Source organism: Mucilaginibacter pankratovii, from assembly GCF_014773265.1.
GTDB classification, from domain to species: Bacteria; Bacteroidota; Bacteroidia; order Sphingobacteriales; family Sphingobacteriaceae; genus Mucilaginibacter; species Mucilaginibacter pankratovii.
In genome coordinates, this window is the sequence record NZ_JACWMY010000014.1 from 150,911 (window position 1) to 174,251 (window position 23,341).

Consider the following 23,341-nt stretch of genomic DNA (forward strand, 5'->3'; position numbering starts at 1 on the left):
TTAGCAGCATAAAAGAGTGGAAATTCAACTTATGCTACGCTAAATGGCAAAAATAGCTTTTAAAATGCAGCTAAAACCGGGCTGCAAAAGTATTTATGAACAACGCCATGCAGAGATCTGGCCGGAGTTGAAGCTGTTGCTGAAAGAGGCAGGTGTAAGCGATTATTCTATTTTTTTAGATGAGAGCACCAACACTTTATTCGCGGTGCAGGAGCAGTCATCGGGGCAGTCGTCGCAGCATTTGGGTTCCCATCCCATTGTACAGCGCTGGTGGCAGTACATGGCCGATATTATGGAAACCAACCCGGATAATTCACCCGTAAGCCAACCCCTGGCACAGGTGTTTTATATGCCTTAATTGTAATTCACAATCGCTCATCAAAATAAACGCCGAATTAGCTCCAAACCGGGCTCTATATTCCGGCCTTCCTTTATTGCCCCGGCCATTTAAAAGACCTGGTATTCACTTCCTTGCATCGTTTTCCCTCGTGCCGTTTATTGCGCGTAGCTGTTGGGTTACACACCCGAAGTTTCCAAATTATTATTAAATCGTTAGAAATACACGGTGTTTTATAAAATAGAAGAATCTTAATTCAAATAATGTTATTGATTTGGTAATGTAAGCCAAAGTGTGGGTTAACAGGGCAGGGGTACTTTTGCCCAATTAACAAACACTGCAACTTATGTTACAAAACTTACGAAAAACCATAGCTATCCTGCTGTTTTTATCTGCTTGCCTGTGGCGAACGGAAACAGTAGCCCAAACCTCCCAGGCCGGTATAATAGGTACCGTTACTGATGAAAAGAAAGAAACCATACCCGGTGCTACAGTGGTGGTCCGCAACGAATCTACGGGTTTTACAACCAGCACCATTACCAACCCAAAAGGCGAATACACCTTTAAGCAATTGCCATTGGGCGGCCCCTATACCATTAATGTTACGTTTTTGGGATACGGAGCGCAAAAAAGAAGCGGCTACACGCTTAACCTGAGCGATATTTTACGCCTTGATGTAAAAATGCAGATAGCTACAAACGCCTTAAACGTGGTAGAGATAAACGCCAGCAGCATGCAGAACAACATCCCCAACCTGGGAGCCTCTACAGCGGTAAACTCGCGTAACATCAGCAAACTACCGGTAAACGGAAGGAATTTTACCTCATTGGTTGATCTTTCTCCGCTTGCGCGCGGCAGCAGTATCTCCGGCCAGCTGGCAACATCAACCAACTTTACTATTGATGGTATGACAGCTAAGAACGCCACTTTTGGCGGTACAGCAGGTACCGGCTCGCCTTATTCTATTTCCATAGAAGCGGTAAGAGAGTTTAAAGTAGTAACCAACCAGTACGATGTTACTTATGGCCGCAGCGGTGGCGGTACCATCAATACAGCTACCAAATCGGGTACAAACACCTTAACAGGTAGTGCCTTTACGTTTTTAAGGGCCGATGAGCTGTCATCCCCTTATGATACGCGCGGAAATAAGCGTAATGTGCCGTTCTCTACCTACCAGTACGGTTTCTCACTGGGTGGCCCTGTTATTAAAGATAAGCTTCACTTTTTTGTAGCCTATGATCATCAGCGCGACGCCCGGCCCCTGCAAATTGCAGATATCCAGGGCCCTGCCGATGAGCAGCGTTACAGCTTAACACAAAGCACACTTGATACCTACTTAGGTATTGCACGCAGCAAATATGGTGTTGCCGGCAGCCCGCAAACAGGTTCGTTCGATAAAAAAGAAAGTACCACTGCCGCTTATGGCCGCCTGGATTATCAATTGAACAGCAAGAATTTGCTAACGCTGAGCAATAACTACATCTACGATCTGAACAACCAGAACATCGGCGATAACACAGCTATCAGCTTATACGAGGTTTACGGTACGAGCCGCAACAAAAGCAATAGCTTGCTGGCCACATTACGTTCTACCTTAACGCCACATGTAACCAACGAGTTAAAAGCGCAATACCTTACCGCATCGGTAGAAAGTATCTCGGGCAGCCAGCTGCCGGCAGGTACCGCAACCATTCCGCGCGCTATTGTGGAGCGTGTGCAATCAACCGTTGGCGGTAAAAGCGTATTTACGTCGATACAGTTGGGCGGACAGCGCTATGCGCCGGAGTATTTCTTCAGCGATGTTGCCCAGGTAACCGATAATATTTATTACAATACCGATAAGATCAATTTTACCTTCGGTACCGACCTCATGTACACCCACATGAATTCGCGTTACGGCAGCGAGGTGAATGGCCGGTTCTACTTCACGGGTATTGATAACTTTAACAACCTTGCGCCATACCGTTATGCCCGTGAGATCCCATTGGTGAGCGACCCAAGCGTTAAACAGAATTTTGTTAACGCGGGTTTATATGCACAAATGCAAACAAAACTGGCGCCGGGTTTGGATATGATGGCCGGCATCAGGGCCGATTACACCAATTACCTGGATAAGCCAAACTTTAACCAGGTAGTATTTGACGACCTTAAGCTGAGGACAGATCATTCGCTTAACACCTTCCAGATCCAGCCAAGGGTACAATTTACCTGGGATATCGGCGAACGCCAAAAAGATATCATCCGCATAGGTGCAGGTATGTTCGGTTCGGATATATTGAACTACACCATGATCAACAACATGGTTTTTGATGGAACAAAACTGGCTTCGGTTGATATCACCCGATCTGCAACAGGGCCGAACCTGGTGCCATCTCCAAACTTCCCGCTTTACCGTAGCAACCCATCAACCACCCCTGGTGCCGAACTGTTTAACGTAGCAGGTGTTGCACGCTTGTCAACCATCAACCTCAACCGCGAAGATGTAAAGATCCCGGTATTATACAAGGGTAACTTTTCGTACAACCGTTTCATAACCGAGCGTTTAAGATTAGGCATCAGCGCATACGGAAGCCTTGCCCGTAACAACTACATGTACACGGATGCCAATATGGTAGATCAGCCGTACTTTAGGTTAACAAACGAAGGCAACCGTGGGGTATACGTGCCTGCTGCTACCATCAACCCAACAAACGGCGCTGCCGATTGGACCCTGGGCCGCAAAACCAACCGTGTTGGCCGTGTGCTGGCATTAAACAGCGATGGTAAAGTAAACCAATACGCGTTTGTTTTTGATGGTACCTTCCGCTACTTTAAAGATGGCGAAATCTCTTTCAGCTACACTTATAACGATACAAAAGATAATACTTCATACAATGGTAACGTAGCCAATACCGCTACATTGGCTTTGCCGGTGAGGGATGATCCGCGCGATTTGAGCAAAATGAGCGCGTCTGACAACCAGTTCAGAAATAAAGTGATTGTTTACGGTACGCTGCCAACTTTTTACGGTGTTACCGTAGGCTTAAGATATTCGGGCATAGGCGGTACCAGATACTCGCTGGTAGTATCGGGTAACGTAAACGGCGATTTTGTTGCCTCAAACGATCTTGCTTACATTTTTGACCCTAACGACCCTGCTGTGCCTGCCGCTATTCGTACGGGTATCCAGGCATTGCTGGATAACCCTGACGTTAGCCCAAGTCTGAAGGAATATGTACGTAAAAGTATAGGCAAGGTAGCCGAAAGAAACGGTGGCGTAAATGGTTTTTACGGTCAGTTTGATCTGCGCATTGCCAAACGCATCAGAACATTCACCAAAAAACAATACATCGAATTCTCGGGCGATCTGTTCAACGTGGTGAATTTGCTTAACAAAAAGAAAGGCGTAATAAAAACAATGGGTAACCAAAGCATTTACTCGCTGGCCAGTTTCAACGCTACTACTAATAATTACAACTATAATGTTAACCCAAACACAGGTGTGGTAACCCCAACGGGTAACCCTTACCAGTTTCAGTTGGGCCTGCGTTACGGTTTTTAAGCCTACCATATTAAAAAACAGAACATGATAAAATATCTTGTTACAGTTATCCTGTGCCTTGCCCTAACCGGGGTTAAGGCACAGGTTGCTACAGGCCCGGCGCCAAAAAATATCCAATCGCCCCAGGTGAGTAAAGACGGGATGGTAACCTTTCGGTTCCTGGCACCCAATGCCCAAAAGGTGATGCTGATAATGGATGACCTGAAACCCCGCCCAATGGTAAAAGATACCGGCGGCGTGTGGAGCTTCTCGGCAAACTTCGCTCCGGATATCTACCGGTATACTTTTTCGGTTGATGGCAACGTTTTGCCCGACCCCAACAACCCGTACATCAAACCATTATTTAAACGCGCGCTGGCACAAAGCCTTGCTTACGTGCCCGGTCCGGCAGAATTAAGCTGGGAACTGAAGGATGTGCCGCATGGTGTGTTAAGTCAGCACTTTTTCAGATCGAAAATTGTTGGCGATGACAGGGATATGCGTGTTTACACCCCGCCGGGCTACGACCCTAAAAGGAAAGAACCTTACCCGGTGTTGTACCTTTTTCATGGCCTTACCGATGAAACAAGCGCCTGGGTTACCGCTGGCAGGGAAAACATCATTATGGATAACCTTATTGCCGAAGGCAAAGCAAAGCCGATGATCATCATTAATACGCTTGGTTATGGCGCGCCGGAGATGTTTGAGCCCGGCACCGGCCAGCGTACCAAAGAGGCCTACAAAAAGAACGAAGAGCTGTTTATGGCCGAGTTGTTTAAAGAAGCTATCCCGATGGTGGAAAAGCTTTACAATGTGGGTAAAACCAAAAAATACCGTGCGGTTGCAGGCCTGTCTATGGGTGGCGCGCAAACGCTGGATGCAGGCTTAAATAATCCCGACGTTTTTGATTATGTAGGTTCTTTCAGCCCGGCCATTATTCTGCTCGATCCTGACCTGGATAAGGCTTTCCCCAACTTAAATGAATCGGTTAACAAAAAATTAAAACTGGTTTGGATAGGCATCGGAAAAGACGATTACCTTGCACCCGCGTTGAGAAAATATGTCGACTGGCTTAAAACTAAAAACATCAAATTCCAATATAAAGAAACCGAAGGCGTACACAGCTACCAGGTTTGGCGCCGGTACCTTACCGAGTTTGCACCTTTACTTTTTAAATAATAGCTATAAAACATCACCATGAAAAAAATATTATTGATAGCCCTTTGCTGCCAGGCGCTTTATGCATCGGCACAGCAAAAATTGGATGTGCAGGCACACCGGGGAGGCCGTGCCCTAATGCCCGAGAATACTATCCCCGCTATGCTGCACGCTGTAGACCTGGGCGTGAAAACCCTTGAACTGGATTGCGTGATTTCTAAAGACGGGAAAGTTGTGGTATCGCACGATACGTATATGTCGGCAGATTTTATGCTGAAGCCGGATGGCAGCGAAATAGGCAAAGCGGAAGAAAAAGGCCTGCTTCTTTTTACCATGCCTTACGATAGCATCAGGCTTTACGATGCCGGCAGCAAACCGCACCCGCAATTTGCTGCTCAAAAGAAGCTTAAAACCTATAAGCCACTGCTTGCAGAACTGATAGACAGCGTAGAAAGGTATGTGAAAGTAAACCACCTTAAACCTGTTTATTACAACCTGGAAATTAAAAGCGCGCCCGCAGGTGATGGTACCGCCCACCCCGCGCCGGATGCTTTTGTAAAGCTGGTGATGGATGTTTTAAACAGCAAAAAGATTGCAAAGCGCGTTACCATCCAATCGTTTGATGTAAGGCCCCTGCAGGTGTTGCACACGGCTTACCCCAAACAGGTGTTATCATACCTTATTGCCAATAAAGAGAGTTTTGCCGATAACGTTAAAAAACTTGGTTTTACGCCGCAGGTGATCAGTCCGTATTATACGCTGATAGATAGCAGCTTTGTAGAGCAGGCGCACCAGGCAAAAACACAGGTATTACCATGGACGGTGAACGACGAGGCCGGCATGCAAAAAATGGCCGATTTAAAAGTGGACGGCATCATCACCGATTTCCCGGATAAGCTGGTTGCTTTATTTGGAAGCTACCAAACGCGCAGCAGGTAAGTTTGTGCAATAAAACAATAATTGCCTGTGGTTTCTGCCATAGGCTATTGTCGTTTTATTTGGTAACGCAACACCTGTAATTATCCAATATTCCTACAGATTACTATCCTATCATAGCGTAAAATTAAGCCCTAGTTATGAAACACTCAAAAATAATTAAAGGTCTTGCTGTAGCTACGTTAACTATGGCTTCCTTAAATACATTCGCCCAAACAAAAACCGGGTTACACATCCTTAAAAGCCACAGCATAAAAAGCGCTGGCGGCTGGGATTATGTAACGGTAGATGCCGAAAATAAAAAGATCTACGTATCGCATGGCACACAGGTAAACATCCTGAGTACAGCCACCGGTGATTCTATCGGCGTTATTGCTAACACCAACGGCGTACACGGCATAGCATTGGTAAAGGCCCTAAACAAAGGCTACACCAGCAATGGCCGCGATAACAGCTGTACGGTCTTCGATCTGCAAACCAACGCCGAAATTGCCAGGATCCCAGTAGGTACCAACCCCGATGCTATTTTTTATGATGATTTCTCAAAAAAGGTATACGCCTTTAATGGCCGCAGCAGCGATGCATCGGTAATAGACCCTGCTACCGATAAGGTGGTAGCAACCATCCCCCTTGGCGGTAAACCCGAAACCGGCGTATCTGACGGTAAAGGCAAAGTGTTTGTAAATTCAGAAACCACTAACGAAGTTGTTGCCATTGACGCGGCTACCTATAAAGTAATTGCCCGCTACAAAATAAACGATGGCGACGAACCATCCGGCCTGGCTATAGATCGCGCTACCAACCGCCTGTTTGTGGGCTGCGGCGGCAACCAAACCCTGGTAGTAATGGATGCAACAAACGGTAAAAACCTGGCCAAATTCCACATTGGTGATTGCGATGGCGTTGCGTTCGACCCTATACTAAAGAGAGCCTACACGTCCAATAACGAAGGCACTATATCTGTGATCAAAGAGATCAGCGCCAGCAAATTCGCATTTGTAGAAAACATCACTACCGAAAAGGGCGCGCGTACTATTGGTATAGATGTGCTTACCCACCACTTGTTTTTACCAACCGCAAAACTGGAAGCCGTCGCGCCCACTGCCGAAAACGCCAACCCCCGTCCTAAAATGATACCGGGTACTTTCCATATAATTGAAGTAGGAAAGTAGTTATTGCAATTCCTTTAAATAGAAAGAGGCTGCCCTTTTGGGGGCAGCCAGCTTTCATCTATAGTGGGGGCAACTTTAGGCGTTTATAGCACCGATCCGCTTTAACAGCTTACGGTTCTCGCGTTTGTGAATAAACCTGTTCACAATGGCGTAAATTACAGGCAGGATAAGCAGGGTGAGTATGGTTGAGGTAACCAAACCACCTATCACTACTACTGCCAGGGGTTTTTGTGTTTCAGACCCGATACCGGTTGATATGGCCGCCGGCATTAAGCCAATGGCTGCCATCAGGGCCGTCATCACCACGGGGCGCACACGGGAGATCACCCCTGTAAGGATGGCCTCATCTAAATGCAGGCCCGCTTCCAGGTTTTTCTTGAACACAGAGATGAGGATCACCCCGTTTTGGATACACACCCCAAACAAGGCGATGAAACCAATACCTGCGGAGATGCTGAAGTTAATACCTGTAATGTGCAAGGCCAGGATCCCGCCTATCAGCGCGAACGGTACGTTCATGATCACCAGCAGGGCATCTTTCGCGTTACCAAACATCATGTACAGTATCAGGAAGATCACCAGCAAACAGATAGGCACTACGTGCGCCAGTGTGTTTGATGCACGGATCTGGTTCTCAAACTCACCGTTCCAGGTAAAGGCGTAGCCATGGTCTAATTTTACATCTTTATTCACCTTGGCTTGTGCTTCAGCAATGGTGCTGCCCAGATCACGGCCACGTACCGAGAATTTTACAGCGATATAGCGCGTATTATTATCCCTGAAGATAAACGCCGGGCCTGTTAATTCTTTAATGGTAGAAATCTCTTTGATGGAGATTTTCGAACCATTGAGCGTAGGCACCATCAGGTTCTCTATCTTATCCTGTGTATCGCGGTACTCCTTCTGGTAACGGATCCGGATATCGAATTTGCGTTCGCCTTCATATAACTGCGTCGCGGCTTTACCGCCAATGGCCATTTCTATCACCGAGTTAGCATCAGCAGTAGCAACGCCATACAGTGCCATTTTACGCTGGTCAAGCTCTATCCTGAATTCGGGCTGGCCAAGGTTGCGCAGCACACCAAGGTCGTCGACACCTTTAATGTCTTTCAATACCTTCATTACGGCATCCGCCTTTTTATCCAGCACCTCAAAATCGGTACCGAAGATCTTTACGGCCATGCTGGCGTTTACACCGGCTACGGCCTCGTCCACGTTATCGCGGATAGGTTGCGAATAGTTGAACACGATACCCGGAAGCTTGCGTAATTGGGTATCCATCTGGTCTATCAGCTCCTCTTCGGTTAAGCCGCTTGGCCAGGTTTTCTTGTTTTTCAGGTCCACCTGGATCTGTACATCGAAGAACCCTTTAGGGTCGGTACCATCGTTGGTGCGGCCAACCTGTGCCAGCGTTTGTTTTACTTCGGGGAATTTCTCCAGTATCTGCATCATTTTTTGATTGATGCTTTCTGCCTGGTTTAAGGATACGCTCATCGGCAACTCGGCCTCTACCCATAATGCGCCTTCATTCAGATCGGGCAGGAACTCCGTGCCCAGGAACTTGGCAGAGAAGAAGGTAAGCGCCATGAAACCGAACGCGATAATTAAGCTTAGTTTCTGATTTTTATAGGTAAAAGTAAACATCCGCCGGATGCCATTCTCAAAGAAGATAACTACAGGGTTGTGCTTTTCTTTTACATTCTTACGCAACAGGATGCTGGATAATGCCGGCACCAAAGTAAGGGTGAACAACAACGCACCCAGCAAGGCAAAGCCCAGTGTGTAAGCCAAAGGCGAGAACATTTTACCCTCTACCTTCTGGAAAGCGAAGATTGGGATCAAACAGGTGATGATGATCAGCTTAGAGAAAAAGATAGCCTTGCCCATTTCGGCACCAACGTTTTTAAACAGGCCCAGTTTGGCCAGCCCATTAAACTTTTGCATGCCTACCTCTTTCGCTTTATGATCGAGCGCCACAAATATGCCCTCTACCATCACCACCGCGCCATCTATAATGATACCGAAATCTACCGCACCCATGGAGAGCAGGTTGGCCGTCATCCCCTTAATGCGCATACAAATAAAGGCAAACAGCAACGCCAGCGGGATGATGATGGCTACCGTTAAGGTTGTCCGCCAATCGGCCATGAACAGGAACACGATAACCGTTACCAGTATAATACCCTCGCACAGGTTATGGATCACCGTTTCGGTACAAAAATCCATCAGGTTGGTACGGTCGTAAAAGGTGTCGATTTTCACTCCTTTTGGCAGGATATTATCATTCAGGTCGGCAACCTTATCACGGATCTTCGCCAGCACCTCGGCAGGGTTCTCGCCCTTGCGCATTACAATAATACCTTCTATCACGTCCTTTTGCCGGTCGCGGCTTACCTGGCCTAAACGGGGCAGGCCGCTTTCCTTTATATCGGCAACGTTGCTCGCCAGTATAGGTACGTTATTTACGTTTTTGATGATGATATTCTGGATCTCGCTGATGTTGTTGATCAAACCGATACCACGTACCACAAAGGCCTGGTCGTTCTTCTCAATCACATCGCCGCCTACGTTAATGTTGCTGCGGTTAATAGCGGTATACACATCAAGCGATGTTAAGCCATATTTTTGCAACAGGGAAGGGTTAACGCTTACCTCGTAAGTTTTTTCCTCGCCACCAAAGCTGTTTACGTCGGCCACACCCTGTATCGATTTAAACTGGCGGTCGAGGATCCAATCCTGTATGGCAGTCAAATCGTGGATAGATTTTGTTTTGCTTTTGAGCGTATACCGATAAATCTCGCCGGTTGGGCCGTATGGCGGCTCTACCTCCGGTTTTACACCATCGGGCAGGTCTGCATTACCCAGGCGGCTAAGTACCTGCTGACGGGCAAAGGCGTCATCCACGTCGTCATCAAAAATGATACGCACGTAGGATAAGCCAAATGATGAGGTAGTACGCAGGTTAGCCTTTTTTTGTACCGAGTTTAGCACGGTCTCCATTGGCACGGTGATCATTTTCTCCACCTCCTCGGCGCTGCGCCCGGGCCATTGGGCAATAATGATGATCTGGGTATTGGTTACGTCGGGGAATGTTTCAATAGGGGTATTTAAATAACTCCAGACGCCCAATACAGCCAAAACACCGGTAAGGAAAAACACCATCGCCCGGTGCCTGAGCGAGAAGTGTATGATATTTTTGATGAGCTTGTTCATTTACTTAAAATAATGGCAGCCGCTTTGGTTACCGTAAAAACAATTTGTGTTACAGACAATCTTTTTGGTGACTTATTCTTCGGTTAAAGCATCGTAAAGCAATAGCTGACCTTTAGAGATCACCTTGTCGCCCGGTTTTAAACCCGATGAGATGTAGGTGATATTATCAACCGTTTTTATTACGCTTACCTCGTGTACCTGTAAGTTGCATTTGTCGTTATACACCACCACAAAGTTTTTGCTGCTATCAAATATCACAGCCGATGCCGGGATGGCTACCGAACTGCTGGCCTCTTTATTGGTGATGAGCACGGTGGTGAACATCTCGGGCTTCAGCAGCATATCCTTGTTTTGTAAAGCGATACGTACTTTCATTACCTTATTATCGGGGTCCAATACCGAGCTTACTTCATCTACCTTACCGTTGAATACTTTATCAGGATAGGCCAGCGTAGTGATCTTTGCGTCATAGCCTTTTTTAACCTTGGCAATGTCGGATTCGAACACGTTGGCCCAGATCCATACATCCTTCATATTGGAGATGGTGAACAGGCTGTTGCTGTTATCCGGACGGATAAAATTGCCCGCGGTGATATTCTTCTCTACAATGTAGCCGTCGCTGGGCGCTTTTATCACCAATGAGCCACTTGCGCTGGTGTTACCGCCGCCGTTGATGGCTATTTGCTGCTGCACCTTGCTGTTTGATGCTACGGCTTTGTTGTAATTCTCTTTTGCTTCTGTATAGTCGCGTTCGCTGGAGATACCATTTTTGTACAGGTATTCGGCTTGCTCCAACTGGCGCTTGCTGATGGCCAGATCGGCCTTGGTAGAGGTCAGGTCGGTATAGTTACCGGCTACGTCGGCGCTGCGCAATACGGCAAGGGTTTGGCCTTTGCTTACCTTATCGCCCAGCGAAACCTTTACTTCCATCACCTGGCCGCTGGTGAAGGGGAACACTTTTACCACTTTATTATCATCAAAAGATACCTCGCCCGATAGGGAAAGCTCATCCTTCATTTGCGTGGTTTTAGCGGTATCGATGGTAATGATCTTGGCCATGGAATCGCTTACGCAAACCTGTTTGCTTTCCATGGTACCGGTTTTGTTTTCCTGGCAGGATGCAAGGGCGAATAAGCCGGCTGCCATATATATGAGTTCTTTTTTCATATTGTTTTTTATGCTGATGTGTTGCTGTTTTTGGTTGATTAAAGTGGCGTTACTACCGTGGTGCCTACCGCGAAGTTGAGGTCGGCAATGGCTTTTTGCAGGTTAAGTTGTTGTTGTAAGATCTTCAGTTTGGTTTCGCGGTACGAGTCGAAGAAATCGATAAACTCCTGCAATCCCACTTGTTTCTGCTGGAAACTTTTTTGCATGCTGTTGTACAGCTGATCGTACTTGTTGTAAAAGTCTGTTTCGTTGGTGCTTAGCAATTGCTGACTCAACTTGTATTGGTTAACGGCCGAGTATACATCGTTCTTCAACTGCAGTTCGTTGCCCTGTACGGTGTATTCCTGACTTTGGGCAGCAAGTTTGGCGTTTTTGATATTATCCTGGTTTCGGTTGAACAGGGGGAGTGGCAGGCTGATCTCTAAACCAACATAGTTATTGGCATAGCTGCTATGCTGATCGTATGTGCTACCGATGGTGATATCGGGCACGGCCATTGCTTTTTGCAGCGCAAGGTTGTGTACGTTTTGGTCGTACAGGTATTTATTCGCCAAATAATCGCCGCGGAGTGTTTTTGCCTGTTCGGCAAGGGTGGCGGCATTCAACGTAGTATCGGTATTGTTAAAGGTGATCTGCGGCGATATGAATTGCGTTTCGTTGGCGGTAAGCAGGGTTTTTAGTTCGCTTTGCAGATCATTTATCTGGCGGTCTATTTCAACCAGGTCGTTCTGCAAGCCAAAGTTTAGCGCTTTTAATCGGATCACATCCTTCAGCGAGTTGTTGCCGGCCTGGTACGATTTTTCGATGGCGTTTACCATATTGGTTGCCGATGCTATTTCGGTTTGGTAAACCTTGCGCTGATCCATCAGGTTAGCCACCTGCGAAAAATCCAGCAGTAAGTTGTAATGCAGGTTGCGCAGCAGGTCGTTAAACTGCGCTTGCTGGATCTGCACGCCGTCCTGTGCTATCTGGATCTGTTTGCCGCGTTTGCCCGCGGTTTTGATAAGCTGACTAAGCTGTACAAACACCTGCCCGTTGCCCGAACTATGGTCGAAATACTTTTTGTTGGCATCGGTGATGTTTTGGTCGGTGCTTAAAATGGGGTTATCCCAAAGCTTTGCCTGCTTTACCAATGCCTGGGCGGCATCAACGTTATACTTTTGGGCAAGCAGGTTTAGGTTCTTATCTAAAAAGGCCTTTTCGGCATCTTTAAAGGTTATTTTAAGCGTGTCTGTTTGTGCGTGTGCGCCCCGGGCAACTGCAATGAGCAGTGCTGCGATGAAGGCGATTCGGATGTACCTGGTTATCATGAGTTCAATAGAATTTGATGATACAAACCTATTTCACTCAAATTAGAGGCGCATTAAAACCAAATTAGATTAGCATTAGAATTACGATGGGGTATTGACTTTCAAAAAAGCCACGGTAAAGGTGCTGCCTTTGCCGGGTTGCGAGGCCACGTGGATGTCGCCTTTAAATAATTCGATGATCTTGCTGGTGATATACAGCCCGATACCGCTACCCGATACAGACTTATCCGTATTCACCCTAAAGAACGGCTGGTATATTTTTTCGATATCAGCTTTGCTGATGCCCTGCCCTTGATCTGTTATAGCAATGCTGATACCTGCAGCATCAGCCTTAAAATTCAATACAACCGGGTTGGAGCCCGAATATTTAAAGGCGTTATCGATAATGTTATTCAGGGCGATATACAGCATAGATTTATGCGCCGGGATGGTGAGGAGTTCCTCGTCCTCCGGCAGATCGGCCAATTGGATCTTTAGTTGGCCCGGACCTTTTTTGTTGGCCCAGGATTCATCCAGCTCCCATATCAACTCATCAACCCTAATTGGGGTAAGTGCGGCGCGGGTGTAGTTAAGGTCTACCTGCGCAAGCTCCATCAGGCTGGTGATGGTTTCCTGCAGGCGGCCGCCGTCGTTGGCAATGGAGTGGAGTACACGCTCGTACTCGGCCATGTTGCGTTTTTTGTTGAGGGCTACATCCACCTCGCCCATGATGCTGGTAAGGGGTGTACGAAGTTCGTGCGATGCATTGGCCACAAAGGTTTGCTGCAGCTCAAAGGCGTTTTGCAAATGCTCCAGCAGGCGGTTAAAGTTATTTACCAGTTGGGCAATCTCATCTTTGGTGTTCACCTCGTCTACCCGTAAATGCAGGTTGCTGGCCTGGATATTACTTATTTGGGAGATGATCCTATCTACCGGCGACAAAGCCTTTTGCGCGAACACCCGCCCGGCGAAAAACAAGCCGGTACCAAATATTATAAAGAGCACCCCCGTTATTTTTGCCAGTACTACGGTGCGGTGCGACAGGTTAGTGTCTACCGCCGAAGCCAGGATGACATAATTGCCCTGGTTATCGTGGTAGTACTTGCCAAATACTTTACGCTTGCCTTCTTCGTACTCAATAGTGCCCTCTTTACGTACCTGTTCAATGATTTCTTTATTCCAGAAAATATGATTTTTCATATCGAAGGCCGAGAGATTGTAATCGTCGTAAATGCGAATCACTTCATCGGGCAGCTTCTCCAGGTATTTTTGCTGTACCTGCATCAACGAGTCATTGGCAAGTTCATCGGCTTTTAAATAAAGCTGCGAGGCCAGCCGGGTACGTTCCTGCAGGCGGTTGTAAAAATCGGCTGTAAAAAAAGAAAAAACCGCGATATACACCGCCACCAACACCAATAGCAACGCCCCCGAACTAATGAGCGTAAAATAAAGGGAGAGGCGGGTTTTTATCTTCATGGCCGGTATTAATCCTTTAAAATATAGCCCATGCCTATTACCGTATGGATCAATTTTTTATCGAAGCCCTTTTGAATTTTATTACGGAGATAGTTTACATACACATCCACCATGTTGGTGCCGGTATCAAAGTTAATGCCCCATACTTTTTCCATGATAAACTCGCGCGAAAGGAGTTTTGCAGGGTGCTGGATAAACAGTTCCAGCAGGCTGTATTCTTTTGCGGTGAGGATGATCTGCTGGCCTTCGCGCTCGGCGGTTTTATCCCAGGTGTTTAGCTTTAAGCCACCAAAACTGAGGATGTGGTTCTCTTCCTCGGCTACTTTTTTGCGGCGCAGCAGGGCTTCTATCCTGGCAAGCAGCTCATTAAAGTGAAAGGGTTTTACCAGGTAATCGTCGGCACCGGATTTTAGGCCGTTAACGCGGTCGTCAATGGTGCCAAGGGCGCTCAGCATCAAAATGGGCAACAGCGGCTGGTTCTTTCTCACCTCTTTACAAAGGTCGATACCGCTCATGCCGGGCAACATCACATCCAATATAACGAGGTTGTAATTCTTTTGCTGCAGCATTTGCAGGGCGGCTTCGGCTGTTGGGGTAACATCAACACCGTACTTATGCTCGCTGAGCCCCTTTTTTATAAATGATGAAACCTTTTCGTTATCCTCAACAAGGCAAATGGTATCCATAGATCAAATACTGCCCTTTCAAATAAGGCGATGCGGCAAAGTTAGCCTATTGGGATTATAATATCCAATAGCAATAATAGGGTAAGTTAAAAGCTTGTTCGCGTTCGACCTGTAGCGCGAACAAGCCCGAACAAGCCACTTTACGGTTGCTTTACCACCGGTTTATTAAAATTATGGTTACGGTAAAACACGCGGATCATACTTGGCAAAACAATCAGCAACAAGGGCAGGGCCGCCAAAAAGCCCCCGATAACGGCTATGGCCAATGGCTGGTGCAGTTGCGCGCCCGCGCCTATACCTAATGCCAGTGGGGCAAGGGCGATAATGGCACCCAGCGCTGTCATCAGTTTTGGGCGGAGGCGGGTGGAGATGGAATAAACTATCGCCTCATCTATCGAGCCGGTTTTCGCGCTTTCGCGGAATTGCCAGAAAGTGAAAATGGCATTCTCGCCAATGATGCCTACGATCATGATGAGCCCGGTATAGCTGCCCACATTCAGCGGGGTATTGGTTAAGAATAGGGCCAGCATACTGCCGCCAATGCCCAGCACGGCTATTACCAATATTAGCAGCGCTATCCTGAACTGCTTGAACAGGAACAGGATCACCCCAAAAACCAGCAGACTGGAGGTGATCAATATCATCAGTAATTCTTTAAACGATTGCTGCTGCTCGGCGTAGGCGCCGCCATATTCTACGTGGTAACCGGGCGGTAAATTTACCTTATCGGCAATGCCTTTTTGGATGGCAGGGATCACCGTACCCAGGTCGCTGTTTTCTAACCGGGCGCTGATAACGCCCATGGCCTGCAGGTTTTCGCGTTCAACCTCGGCATCGCCGGGGTGAAGTTCTACCGTAGCCAGCGAGGTGATGGGGATCAGCCTGCCGTCGGCTAAAAATACATTCAGGTTTTTGATGCCTGCTACATCCTGCATCCGGCTGCCTGGGTATACCATGCGAATAGGTGATTGCTGTTCCCGCTCGAAGAGGTTACCGATTACGTTCCCTTCCAGTGCAGATTGTACCTGCGTTTGCAGCGCGGCGGGGGTAAGGTTATACTGCGCAAGTTTGGCATAATCGGGCACAATGTTTACCGATGGGCCCGCTATCACAATGCCATCAAATACATCGGCCGTGCCTTGTACGTTGGTGGTGATATCTGCTATTTGTTTGGCGAGCGTTTGCAGTTTGGCTTGGTCGTCGCCAAATACTTTTATTTCGATAGGTTGCGTGGATGTCATCAAATCGCCCAGCATATCGCCAATTACCTGCCCAAAATCTACCCGCAGGGCAGGCTGCGAAGCTTCTATCTGTGTACGCAGATCGGTAATTACTTCCTCGGAAGTTTTGCTGTGGCCCTTTTTTAACTGGATCAGGTAATCGCCGGTGTTTGGCTCGGTAATAAAAAAGCCCATCTGCGTGCCTGTACGGCGCGAATAGGTGGCAACATCCGGTTCTTTAATAATGAGTTTCTCTATCTCGCGCAGCATCCGGTCGGTTTCCTCTAAGGAGGTACCCGGGGGGGAAGTGTAATCCAGCACGATGCTGCCTTCATCCATATCGGGCAAAAAGCCGGTTTCGAGCCTGCCCGGGATAAATATGATGACGGCTACCAGGGCCAGGATCATGATAATACTGATAAGAGGATTGAGGATAAAGAACGATACCCAGCGCTGTCTTTTTACCTCATGCACCTCCTCTTTAGCCAGCTTGCTGTTGGCAGGTTTTTCTTTGGTGAGCAGCAGGTATATTACCGGCAAGCCTATCCAGGTTACAAAAAAGGAACAGGCAAGGGTAATGATCATGGTATCGGTCATTACCTTAAAATAGGCGCCTGCCACCCCGGTCATCATCAAAAAGGGGATAAATATGACGATGGTACTGATAGAGGAGCCCACCATAGCAGGGAACAGGTAATCGATAGCTTTCTTTAACAGGGTGAGCGTTGGCTCTTCGGGGTGCTCTTCATGCGTGCGGTGAATTTGCTCTACCACCACAATGGCATCATCAATAATTAAACCTATGGCAGCCGCAATAGCACCCAGCGTCATGATATTTAGTGTGTAGCCAAAGGCATACAGCATAATAAGCGTAAGGCAAAGCGTAATGGGGATGGTGATCAATATCGTTGCGCTTGCCTTTAACGAGCGCAGAAAAATAATAGCCACAATAATGGCCAGCGCTAAACCAATCCACAAGCTATCGCTCACGCTCTTTACCGATTCGTTTACAAAATCGGCCTGTACGTAGTAGGGTTTTAGGGTAACGCCTTTGGGGAGTACCTTTTGCAGGTCGGCAACTTTGGCCGTTATGGCGGCAGAGAGGTCTACCAGGTTGGAGTTGGGCTGTTTAATAACCGCTATCAGCACACCCTCGTGCCCGTTGGCGTTTATCTTGGTATACTCCACGCCGGGGTTTATTTGGATCTCCGCAATATCTTTCAACTGGATAACCCGCTTGCGGTTATTGCTCAGCACCAGGTTTTGCAGTTGCTCGCTGGTGTTTACGCTGGCATCGGTCACAGTGAGGTACAGCATCTTATAATCGGCCAGGTACCCGTTTGATTTGATGAAGGCCGTTTGCGTAAGCGTATTGCTGATCATATCGGGCGTAAGGCCCAGCGCGCTCATTTTTTGCCTGTCGAGCACCAGCCAATATTCTTTGGTTTTGCCGCCAATAACCCTGATCTCGGATACGCCATCCACCTGCGACAGGAATGGCTTTACTGTGTAAGTGGCCAGCTGCTTCAGTTCTATGGGAGAGAGATTATGGCTCTCTAACGTGTAGCCGCTCACCGGGAGGATGGAAGGGTTCATCTTCTCTACCGATACATTTACCTCGGGCGGCAGGATGTTTTTGATCTGCGCTATGCGCGATTCGATGCGTTGCTGACTAAGGTCGATATCGGCATCCCAATTCATATAAGCCGAGATCTCGCAGCTGCCGCGGCTGGTGGTACTGCGCACGTAATGCAAGTCGGGCACTTGCTTAACGGCGTTCTCCAGCGGCTTGGTAACCGTAACCATCATTTTGTTTACGGGCTGCAGGCCTGCATCGGCGATGATCTTTATTTTTGGGAAGGTAATTTCGGGGAAAAGCGAGGTCTGCAAGCGCGAGTAGGAAAAGATCCCGCCCAGCAGCACCATAAAAAGCACCAGGCTAATGGGCTTTTTATGGGTGATGAAAAAGTTTTCCAGCTGGTTCATGGTTTCACAATTTTAACCTTAGCGGTGTCGGCCAAACCATAATTGCCGCTTACGGCTATCCTGTCGTTAGTGTTGAATTTCGGCGAGATGATCTCCACCCTGCCGCCCGATTCGATGCCTTTTTTCACCGGCGTTTTTATGGCGGTGGTATCGTTTATCAGTTTCATTACCCAAAATTCGTCCTGCGTTTCGTTGGAGAGTACGGCAGATTTTGGCAGCGATGGCGCGCTGCTTTTCGCCGTTTTAATAATGAGCGCCTTAGCAACCAAGTTATCAGGGATCGGGTGGCTGCTGTTTACTTTAATGACGATGCCCTGTGTTTGCGAAAGCGAATCTACCGACGGCATGGTACTGGCCACATGCCCGTTCAGCTTTTCGCCATCGGGGAGGGTGAGTACCAGGTTTTGGTTGTTTTGCAATACCTTTTTCAGTTCGTAAGGCAGCTGTAAAACAAAGGCGAAGCTTTCGCGGTCGCTGATGGTGGCCAGCTGTTCGCCATCCTGTACATAGTCGCCCACCTGGTGGATAAGATCGGTTACGTAGCCACTGCGCGACGCACGGATATTGTTGATGCCCGAGAATTTAAAGGTTGTATCCAGCACATTGATGGTATTGCCAATGCTTTGCGCCTCCTTGGTTTTAATGGTGAACATCAGCTGCCCCTTCTCTACATAATGCCCCGGCTGTATATTCACTTTTTGGATGTAACCGATAGCATTGGCCTTTACATAGTTTTTTTGCAGGAAAGAGGAGGTGGCATTCAATTCGATAGAATCGGCTAACGCGCTGTTATCAATAGTAGTGATGGTAACGGGTGTTTGCGGATTTGCCACGGTTTCTTCCTCATCGGCAGCAGAGCCACCGCCGCAGCTGTAAATCGCGGTAATTACCAGGCAGGCCAGTAAAACAGTAAAGGGTTTTATATATTGTTTCATCATCTGCTCCAGTAATTAAGTTGGTTTATCAATTGCAGCCTGCTTATTACGTTTTGGGCAAGCTGATTTTTTATGCTGAGGTAGCTGTTTATGGCCAGTATCAGGTCGGCAATCTTCAAATCGCCGGTTTGCATCAGCTGGGTGTTTACCTTGATCAGGCTTTCCGAATATTTAAACTGCTCGTTTATCTCGGCGATCAGTTTGTCGTATTCTCTTATCTGTTGGTTTAGCTGGTTTATTTGCTGCTTGTACTGGTTAAAGTAAAAAGCCTTGTACACCTGCTGTGTTTCCTGCTCTAAGGAGAGTTTTTTGTAAGCAAGCTTTTTTTGCCCGCCATCGTATATAGGCATGGTAAGGCTAAAGCCAACGCTTGCGCCGAAGTTTTTGTAGTACTGGCTGGTGAGATCAGAGTTGTAGCCACCATCGGCAAAGGCGCTTAATTTTGGGCGATAACTATAATCTATCAACTTACGACTGTTTGCCAGGCGCATGCTATCCAGCTGGTATTGTTTAAAAAATATGCTGTTGCTGCGGTCGTAAACTACGGCGCGCTGCAATTCGGGTTTGGCTATCTCACTGATGGTGGTATCAGCTATGCCGCTTAAATAGTTCAGCGTGGCGTAATCTGTTTTGTATTGCAGTTTGGTTTGCGAGAGCTGTAGCTGCGCCCCTTTTAGGGTAACCAAAAAGGTGAGGTAATCGCTTTGGCGGTATACGTTGCTGCGGGTGAGTTTTTTTAGCAGTTCTTCTTCCTTTGTAAGCAGGTCAACAACTTCCTGGTTAAACTGCTGTTGCTGCAGGCTGCCGTAAGCGGTAATATATTGGCCAATAATGGTACGGCGCAGGTCCTGCTCGGATAGTTTTACGCTGTTGCGCAACGAATCCTGGCTAAGCCCGATGGCCGCGAATTGGGTGTTGAGGTAATTGTTACCGATGAAGGTTTTGCTAACCGTAAGCTGCCCGTTTAGCGTGCGTTCGTTAGTGATGGCAGCGGCATAGCCGTAACCTTTTATCACCGGGGCATAAAGCCCGCCCGCATTCAGGGCAACCTGTGGTTTAAAACCGGCGAGGATGCGTACGCTATCTATTTGGGCTGCCAGCACCTGGTTGTTCAGGTCCTTTATCAGCGGGCTGTTCTTTAAAGCTTGCTGCAGGTATTCATCCAGCGTTTTGCTTTGCCCATAACAGATGGATATGGTGAGGATAAAAGCAAACAGGGATAAGATGTATTTCATTCGGTATCGGCTACAGAACCTGTTTAAAAGGTTTGTTTGTAAATCTGGTACAGAAATCTGTAGAAATTTTGTGTGCGATAATATGTAGGCATTGCAGACTACACCTTTTTCAAAGAGGCTCTGCGGGCTCGCAATAACCACGATTAACTACAGCTACGCCAATCAGATCTTTTTCTTAATTTTAATTCAGATTTTCCAATATCATATGTCTCACCTTATAAATACAATTTTAGTGCTGGGTTGTGTATTTACACTACAAACCAGTAAACTTTCTGAGGCCAATGCCTATTTCGATAACAAGCAATATTCGAAGTCGATTGAAATATGCACGCATGAAATTGACAGGTTATCGCCGAAGGATTCGTTATATGGCAAATTTCTGCAGCTGCGCGCCAGTGCGTATGCCGAGTTAGAAGATTATCAATCGGCAGCTAATGATTGTGAGATTTTACTCAAAATGAATCCAAGGAACAAATTGAAATACCTCGACTTGTCTTATATGTATGGGCAATCCGGAAATTTTGATAAGTGTGAGGAAATATTGCATAAGGGATTGAAGATTATTCCGCACGACCCCAACCTATTGAATAATCTATCTTATTACATTGCTTTATCAGGTAAATATGCCGATGCCGTAAACTATGCAAATGAAGGTTTAAAGTATGCAAAAGATAAACAAACTAAGGCTTTCCTTTTAAATAACCGGGGGTATGGTTTAATCAACTTGGATAAGGATAGCGAAGGTTTAGTTGATATCAATAATTCAATTAATCTACATCCCGATAATCCTTTTGCGTTCTGTTACCGGGCAATAGCAAATATTCACCTCAAGCATTGGAACACTGTTTGTGATGATTTGAATAAGGCTAAAGGCTTGGGCGCTGAGCGATTAACAGCCGACCTTATTATTAAATACTGTAGCAATTAGGCAATCAATTCAAACCTATAGCCATAACTATTAAAACCCTACGGAGAAAACATGAATACCGTTTGATAAACTATAGTTGAGCCCGAACCCATAGTTATCGCAAATCTTTTTGCAAATGGTTAACCCAAGGCCGGTACCTTCAGATTCGTTGGACTTATGGAACCTTTTAAGCACCTGCTCTATATCAAAAGTGTTTTTGCCGCTGTTGCTTATGGTAAGTAGCCGGGGCTGTAGTGTAATGGTAATTTCGCCGCCGGTATAGTTGTGCCTTATGGCGTTGCTTATTAAATTGTTTAGCAGCACTTCCATCAGTAGCCTGCTTGCGCTAACCCGCATGCCCTGCAGGTTTGTTACCAGCGTAATGTTTTTGCTGTGGATGATCTCCTCCTGCTGGTAAAGGCATTCTTCCAATATCGCTTTTATATCAACCTCTTCATCGCCGCCAATAAGCCCGTTCTCTATTTTGGCTAACAGCAGCATCGATTTATTGAGGCGCGTTAAACGGGCCACGGTGCCATAGATATCATTAAGCAATTTGCTTTGCCTGTCGGTAAACTCATCGGTTTGTAGTAGGGTATCCAGTTTAGAGTTGATAACCGATATAGGTGTCATCAATTCGTGGGAGGCATTTTCGGTAAACGCTTTCAGGTTTTCATAATCGGATCTTACCCTGCCTGCCATGGCAATTACTGCCTGGTCCAGCTCTTTAAACTCATCAATGCCCGATGGGGTACTGCTAACGCTGGCTTTATCAGCCAGGCTAAAATCTTTTAACTGGGCCAGTACTTTATAAAACGGCTGCCATATGCTTTTTAAAATTACCCGGTTAAGCACCGTTAGCAGTACCAGCAGCACAAATATTACGCAGATGGTTATCTGGAAGATGATCTTGATGAGGTACTCGGTTTCTACTTTTGATTGGGTTACCAGTATCCTGTAATTTTGCCCGCCTACCTGCACCGAACTGATGAGCGCACGGCCTGCCTCCAGGTCATCTTCATCTAATTCTTTATAAACGGTATCTAAAAACCGTCGTTTTATATTTTGCTTGCCAAGTGGTAAAAATGTGATCTGCTGATGATTTGATTCGTATACATCCGGCAGTTTATGGTTGATGCTTACGTAGTTAAATACCTCGTTTTCTTCCAGCACCAGGTCTTTATCTATCCGTTTGGTTAATATATGGCTAATGGCGTAATAATAGATGATGCCGGTAACCAGCATAATGCCAATGGTAACGGCAATATTAATGCGGTTATACTTGTTAAGCAGTTTCATGCCTCGGTAAATTTATACCCCATACCGTAGGCTGCCTGTATATAATCGTGCGCGCCGGCTTCCACCAGTTTTTTGCGGATGTTTTTAATGTGCGAGTAAATGAAATCGAAGTTGTCGGCGATATCGATGCTGTCGCCCCAAAGATGTTCGGCAATGGCGTTTTTTGATACCACTTTGCCCTTATTAGCAATAAAATATAGCAGCAGCGAATACTCCTTACGGGTAAATTTTACAAAGGTACCGTTCACGGCCACAGTTTTGGCACCAAGATCGATGCTCAGTTCATTAAACTTAAGCAGGCTGTTCCCATTAAAGGACCTGCGCCGTACAATGGCCGTAACGCGCGATTTTAGCTCGGATAAGTGAAATGGTTTGGTGAGGTAGTCGTCGGCCCCAAGGTCCAGGCCCATCAGCCGGTCGTCCAGCGAGTTTTTGGCAGATACGATAAGCACACCATCGTTATGCTGGTTATTCTTCAGGTGACGGATAATATCCAGTCCGTTGCCATGCGGCAGGGTAAGGTCCAGTATAATGCAATCGTACCGGTACACGCTTACTTTCGCAAGGGCCGCGGTGAAATCGCTGGCGGTTTCGCATATGCTGTCGCCCCCTGTAAAATAAGCTTCAATGCTTTCCCTCAGCCCGGTTTCGTCTTCAATTATCAATATCTTCACCGTATAAAGTTAGCAGTAAAAATTGTAGAAAACCTGTACGGTATTATTGCCTGTTGATAGTATAAATGCCTGGTTTATAGTTGCGTTTTATCAGGCTTTAAAAAGTTTTTGTATAATAAGCGTATTGGTTT

At 46.8% G+C, this 23,341-nt stretch carries 16 protein-coding genes; 6 read left to right on the forward strand and 10 right to left on the reverse strand.

What is annotated here, in order from left to right; all coding sequences use genetic code 11:
• Nucleotides 1–43: 43 nt before the first annotated feature.
• The 5 genes from rhaM to IDJ77_RS23655 all read left to right on the forward strand — a co-directional run bounded on the left by rhaM (nucleotide 44) and on the right by IDJ77_RS23655 (nucleotide 7,123).
• On the forward strand, nucleotides 44–358 hold the full coding sequence (gene rhaM / locus IDJ77_RS23635; protein WP_191191454.1) for an L-rhamnose mutarotase: 315 nt from the start codon (nucleotides 44–46) through the stop codon (nucleotides 356–358).
• A gap of 325 nt (nucleotides 359–683) precedes the next feature.
• The gene (locus tag IDJ77_RS23640) at nucleotides 684–3,878 is read left to right on the forward strand and encodes a TonB-dependent receptor (RefSeq protein ID WP_191191455.1); all 3,195 of its coding nucleotides are present in this window, start codon (nucleotides 684–686) and stop codon (nucleotides 3,876–3,878) included.
• A gap of 24 nt (nucleotides 3,879–3,902) precedes the next feature.
• Nucleotides 3,903–5,036 carry an alpha/beta hydrolase-fold protein gene (locus IDJ77_RS23645; protein WP_191191456.1) on the forward strand — a complete coding sequence of 378 codons (1,134 nt, stop codon included), beginning with the start codon at nucleotides 3,903–3,905 and terminating at the stop codon, nucleotides 5,034–5,036.
• 18 nt (nucleotides 5,037–5,054) lie between these two features.
• Complete coding sequence (locus IDJ77_RS23650) at nucleotides 5,055–5,954, forward strand: glycerophosphodiester phosphodiesterase family protein (protein ID WP_191191457.1); 900 nt, start codon at nucleotides 5,055–5,057, stop codon at nucleotides 5,952–5,954.
• A 137-nt stretch (nucleotides 5,955–6,091) separates the two neighbouring features.
• A complete protein-coding gene (locus IDJ77_RS23655) occupies nucleotides 6,092–7,123 on the forward strand; it encodes a YncE family protein (RefSeq protein ID WP_191191458.1) in 1,032 nt (343 codons plus the stop codon).
• A gap of 75 nt (nucleotides 7,124–7,198) precedes the next feature.
• Here IDJ77_RS23655 and IDJ77_RS23660 read toward each other — a convergent pair whose 3' ends face one another.
• The 8 genes from IDJ77_RS23660 to IDJ77_RS23695 form a co-directional block, all read right to left on the reverse strand.
• Nucleotides 7,199–10,336 (reverse strand): efflux RND transporter permease subunit, encoded by a 3,138-nt coding sequence (locus IDJ77_RS23660; RefSeq protein WP_191191459.1) that lies wholly within the window; start codon nucleotides 10,334–10,336, stop codon nucleotides 7,199–7,201.
• A gap of 72 nt (nucleotides 10,337–10,408) precedes the next feature.
• Nucleotides 10,409–11,503 (reverse strand): efflux RND transporter periplasmic adaptor subunit, encoded by a 1,095-nt coding sequence (locus IDJ77_RS23665; RefSeq protein WP_191191460.1) that lies wholly within the window; start codon nucleotides 11,501–11,503, stop codon nucleotides 10,409–10,411.
• A 38-nt stretch (nucleotides 11,504–11,541) separates the two neighbouring features.
• Nucleotides 11,542–12,813 carry a TolC family protein gene (locus tag IDJ77_RS23670; RefSeq protein ID WP_191191461.1) on the reverse strand — a complete coding sequence of 424 codons (1,272 nt, stop codon included), beginning with the start codon at nucleotides 12,811–12,813 and terminating at the stop codon, nucleotides 11,542–11,544.
• Between the two features lie 81 nt (nucleotides 12,814–12,894).
• Nucleotides 12,895–14,268 carry an ATP-binding protein gene (locus IDJ77_RS23675; RefSeq protein ID WP_191191462.1) on the reverse strand — a complete coding sequence of 458 codons (1,374 nt, stop codon included), beginning with the start codon at nucleotides 14,266–14,268 and terminating at the stop codon, nucleotides 12,895–12,897.
• Nucleotides 14,269–14,276: 8 nt separating this feature from the next.
• Entirely contained in the window at nucleotides 14,277–14,954 is a 678-nt protein-coding gene (locus IDJ77_RS23680) for a response regulator transcription factor (protein ID WP_191191463.1), read from the reverse strand.
• Nucleotides 14,955–15,094: 140 nt separating this feature from the next.
• A complete protein-coding gene (locus IDJ77_RS23685) occupies nucleotides 15,095–18,160 on the reverse strand; it encodes an efflux RND transporter permease subunit (protein ID WP_224751212.1) in 3,066 nt (1,021 codons plus the stop codon).
• Nucleotides 18,157–19,098, reverse strand: coding sequence for an efflux RND transporter periplasmic adaptor subunit (locus IDJ77_RS23690; RefSeq protein ID WP_191191464.1), 942 nt, complete (start codon nucleotides 19,096–19,098; stop codon nucleotides 18,157–18,159). Before IDJ77_RS23690 ends, IDJ77_RS23685 begins: the two co-directional genes overlap by 4 nt.
• Entirely contained in the window at nucleotides 19,095–20,330 is a 1,236-nt protein-coding gene (locus IDJ77_RS23695; protein ID WP_191191465.1) for a TolC family protein, read from the reverse strand. Before IDJ77_RS23695 ends, IDJ77_RS23690 begins: the two co-directional genes overlap by 4 nt.
• Nucleotides 20,331–20,535: 205 nt before the next feature.
• Here IDJ77_RS23695 and IDJ77_RS23700 point away from each other — a divergent pair, with 205 nt between their 5' ends.
• Nucleotides 20,536–21,258 carry a tetratricopeptide repeat protein gene (locus IDJ77_RS23700; RefSeq protein ID WP_191191466.1) on the forward strand — a complete coding sequence of 241 codons (723 nt, stop codon included), beginning with the start codon at nucleotides 20,536–20,538 and terminating at the stop codon, nucleotides 21,256–21,258.
• A 30-nt stretch (nucleotides 21,259–21,288) separates the two neighbouring features.
• Here IDJ77_RS23700 and IDJ77_RS23705 read toward each other — a convergent pair whose 3' ends face one another.
• Both IDJ77_RS23705 and IDJ77_RS23710 read right to left on the reverse strand, forming a co-directional pair.
• The gene (locus IDJ77_RS23705; protein ID WP_191191467.1) at nucleotides 21,289–22,536 is read right to left on the reverse strand and encodes a sensor histidine kinase; all 1,248 of its coding nucleotides are present in this window, start codon (nucleotides 22,534–22,536) and stop codon (nucleotides 21,289–21,291) included.
• Nucleotides 22,533–23,210, reverse strand: a complete 678-nt coding sequence (locus tag IDJ77_RS23710; RefSeq protein WP_191191468.1) for a response regulator transcription factor — start codon at nucleotides 23,208–23,210, stop codon at nucleotides 22,533–22,535. Before IDJ77_RS23710 ends, IDJ77_RS23705 begins: the two co-directional genes overlap by 4 nt.
• Between the last annotated feature and the right edge of the window lie 131 nt (nucleotides 23,211–23,341).

What these genes read in the sequence shown, in the direction of transcription:
- IDJ77_RS23655 (WP_191191458.1), top strand. Translation starts at nt 6,092, where the DNA reads ATGAAACACTCAAAAATAATTAAAGGTCTTGCTGTAGCTACGTTAACT.
- IDJ77_RS23690 (WP_191191464.1), bottom strand. Translation starts at nt 19,098, where the DNA reads ATGATGAAACAATATATAAAACCCTTTACTGTTTTACTGGCCTGCCTG.
- IDJ77_RS23700 (WP_191191466.1), top strand. Translation starts at nt 20,536, where the DNA reads ATGTCTCACCTTATAAATACAATTTTAGTGCTGGGTTGTGTATTTACA.
- IDJ77_RS23660 (WP_191191459.1), bottom strand. Translation starts at nt 10,336, where the DNA reads ATGAACAAGCTCATCAAAAATATCATACACTTCTCGCTCAGGCACCGG.
- IDJ77_RS23695 (WP_191191465.1), bottom strand. Translation starts at nt 20,330, where the DNA reads ATGAAATACATCTTATCCCTGTTTGCTTTTATCCTCACCATATCCATC.
- IDJ77_RS23705 (WP_191191467.1), bottom strand. Translation starts at nt 22,536, where the DNA reads ATGAAACTGCTTAACAAGTATAACCGCATTAATATTGCCGTTACCATT.
- IDJ77_RS23665 (WP_191191460.1), bottom strand. Translation starts at nt 11,503, where the DNA reads ATGAAAAAAGAACTCATATATATGGCAGCCGGCTTATTCGCCCTTGCA.
- rhaM (WP_191191454.1), top strand. Translation starts at nt 44, where the DNA reads ATGGCAAAAATAGCTTTTAAAATGCAGCTAAAACCGGGCTGCAAAAGT.
- IDJ77_RS23685 (WP_224751212.1), bottom strand. Translation starts at nt 18,160, where the DNA reads ATGAACCAGCTGGAAAACTTTTTCATCACCCATAAAAAGCCCATTAGC.
- IDJ77_RS23640 (WP_191191455.1), top strand. Translation starts at nt 684, where the DNA reads ATGTTACAAAACTTACGAAAAACCATAGCTATCCTGCTGTTTTTATCT.
- IDJ77_RS23670 (WP_191191461.1), bottom strand. Translation starts at nt 12,813, where the DNA reads ATGATAACCAGGTACATCCGAATCGCCTTCATCGCAGCACTGCTCATT.
- IDJ77_RS23645 (WP_191191456.1), top strand. Translation starts at nt 3,903, where the DNA reads ATGATAAAATATCTTGTTACAGTTATCCTGTGCCTTGCCCTAACCGGG.
- IDJ77_RS23680 (WP_191191463.1), bottom strand. Translation starts at nt 14,954, where the DNA reads ATGGATACCATTTGCCTTGTTGAGGATAACGAAAAGGTTTCATCATTT.
- IDJ77_RS23650 (WP_191191457.1), top strand. Translation starts at nt 5,055, where the DNA reads ATGAAAAAAATATTATTGATAGCCCTTTGCTGCCAGGCGCTTTATGCA.
- IDJ77_RS23675 (WP_191191462.1), bottom strand. Translation starts at nt 14,268, where the DNA reads ATGAAGATAAAAACCCGCCTCTCCCTTTATTTTACGCTCATTAGTTCG.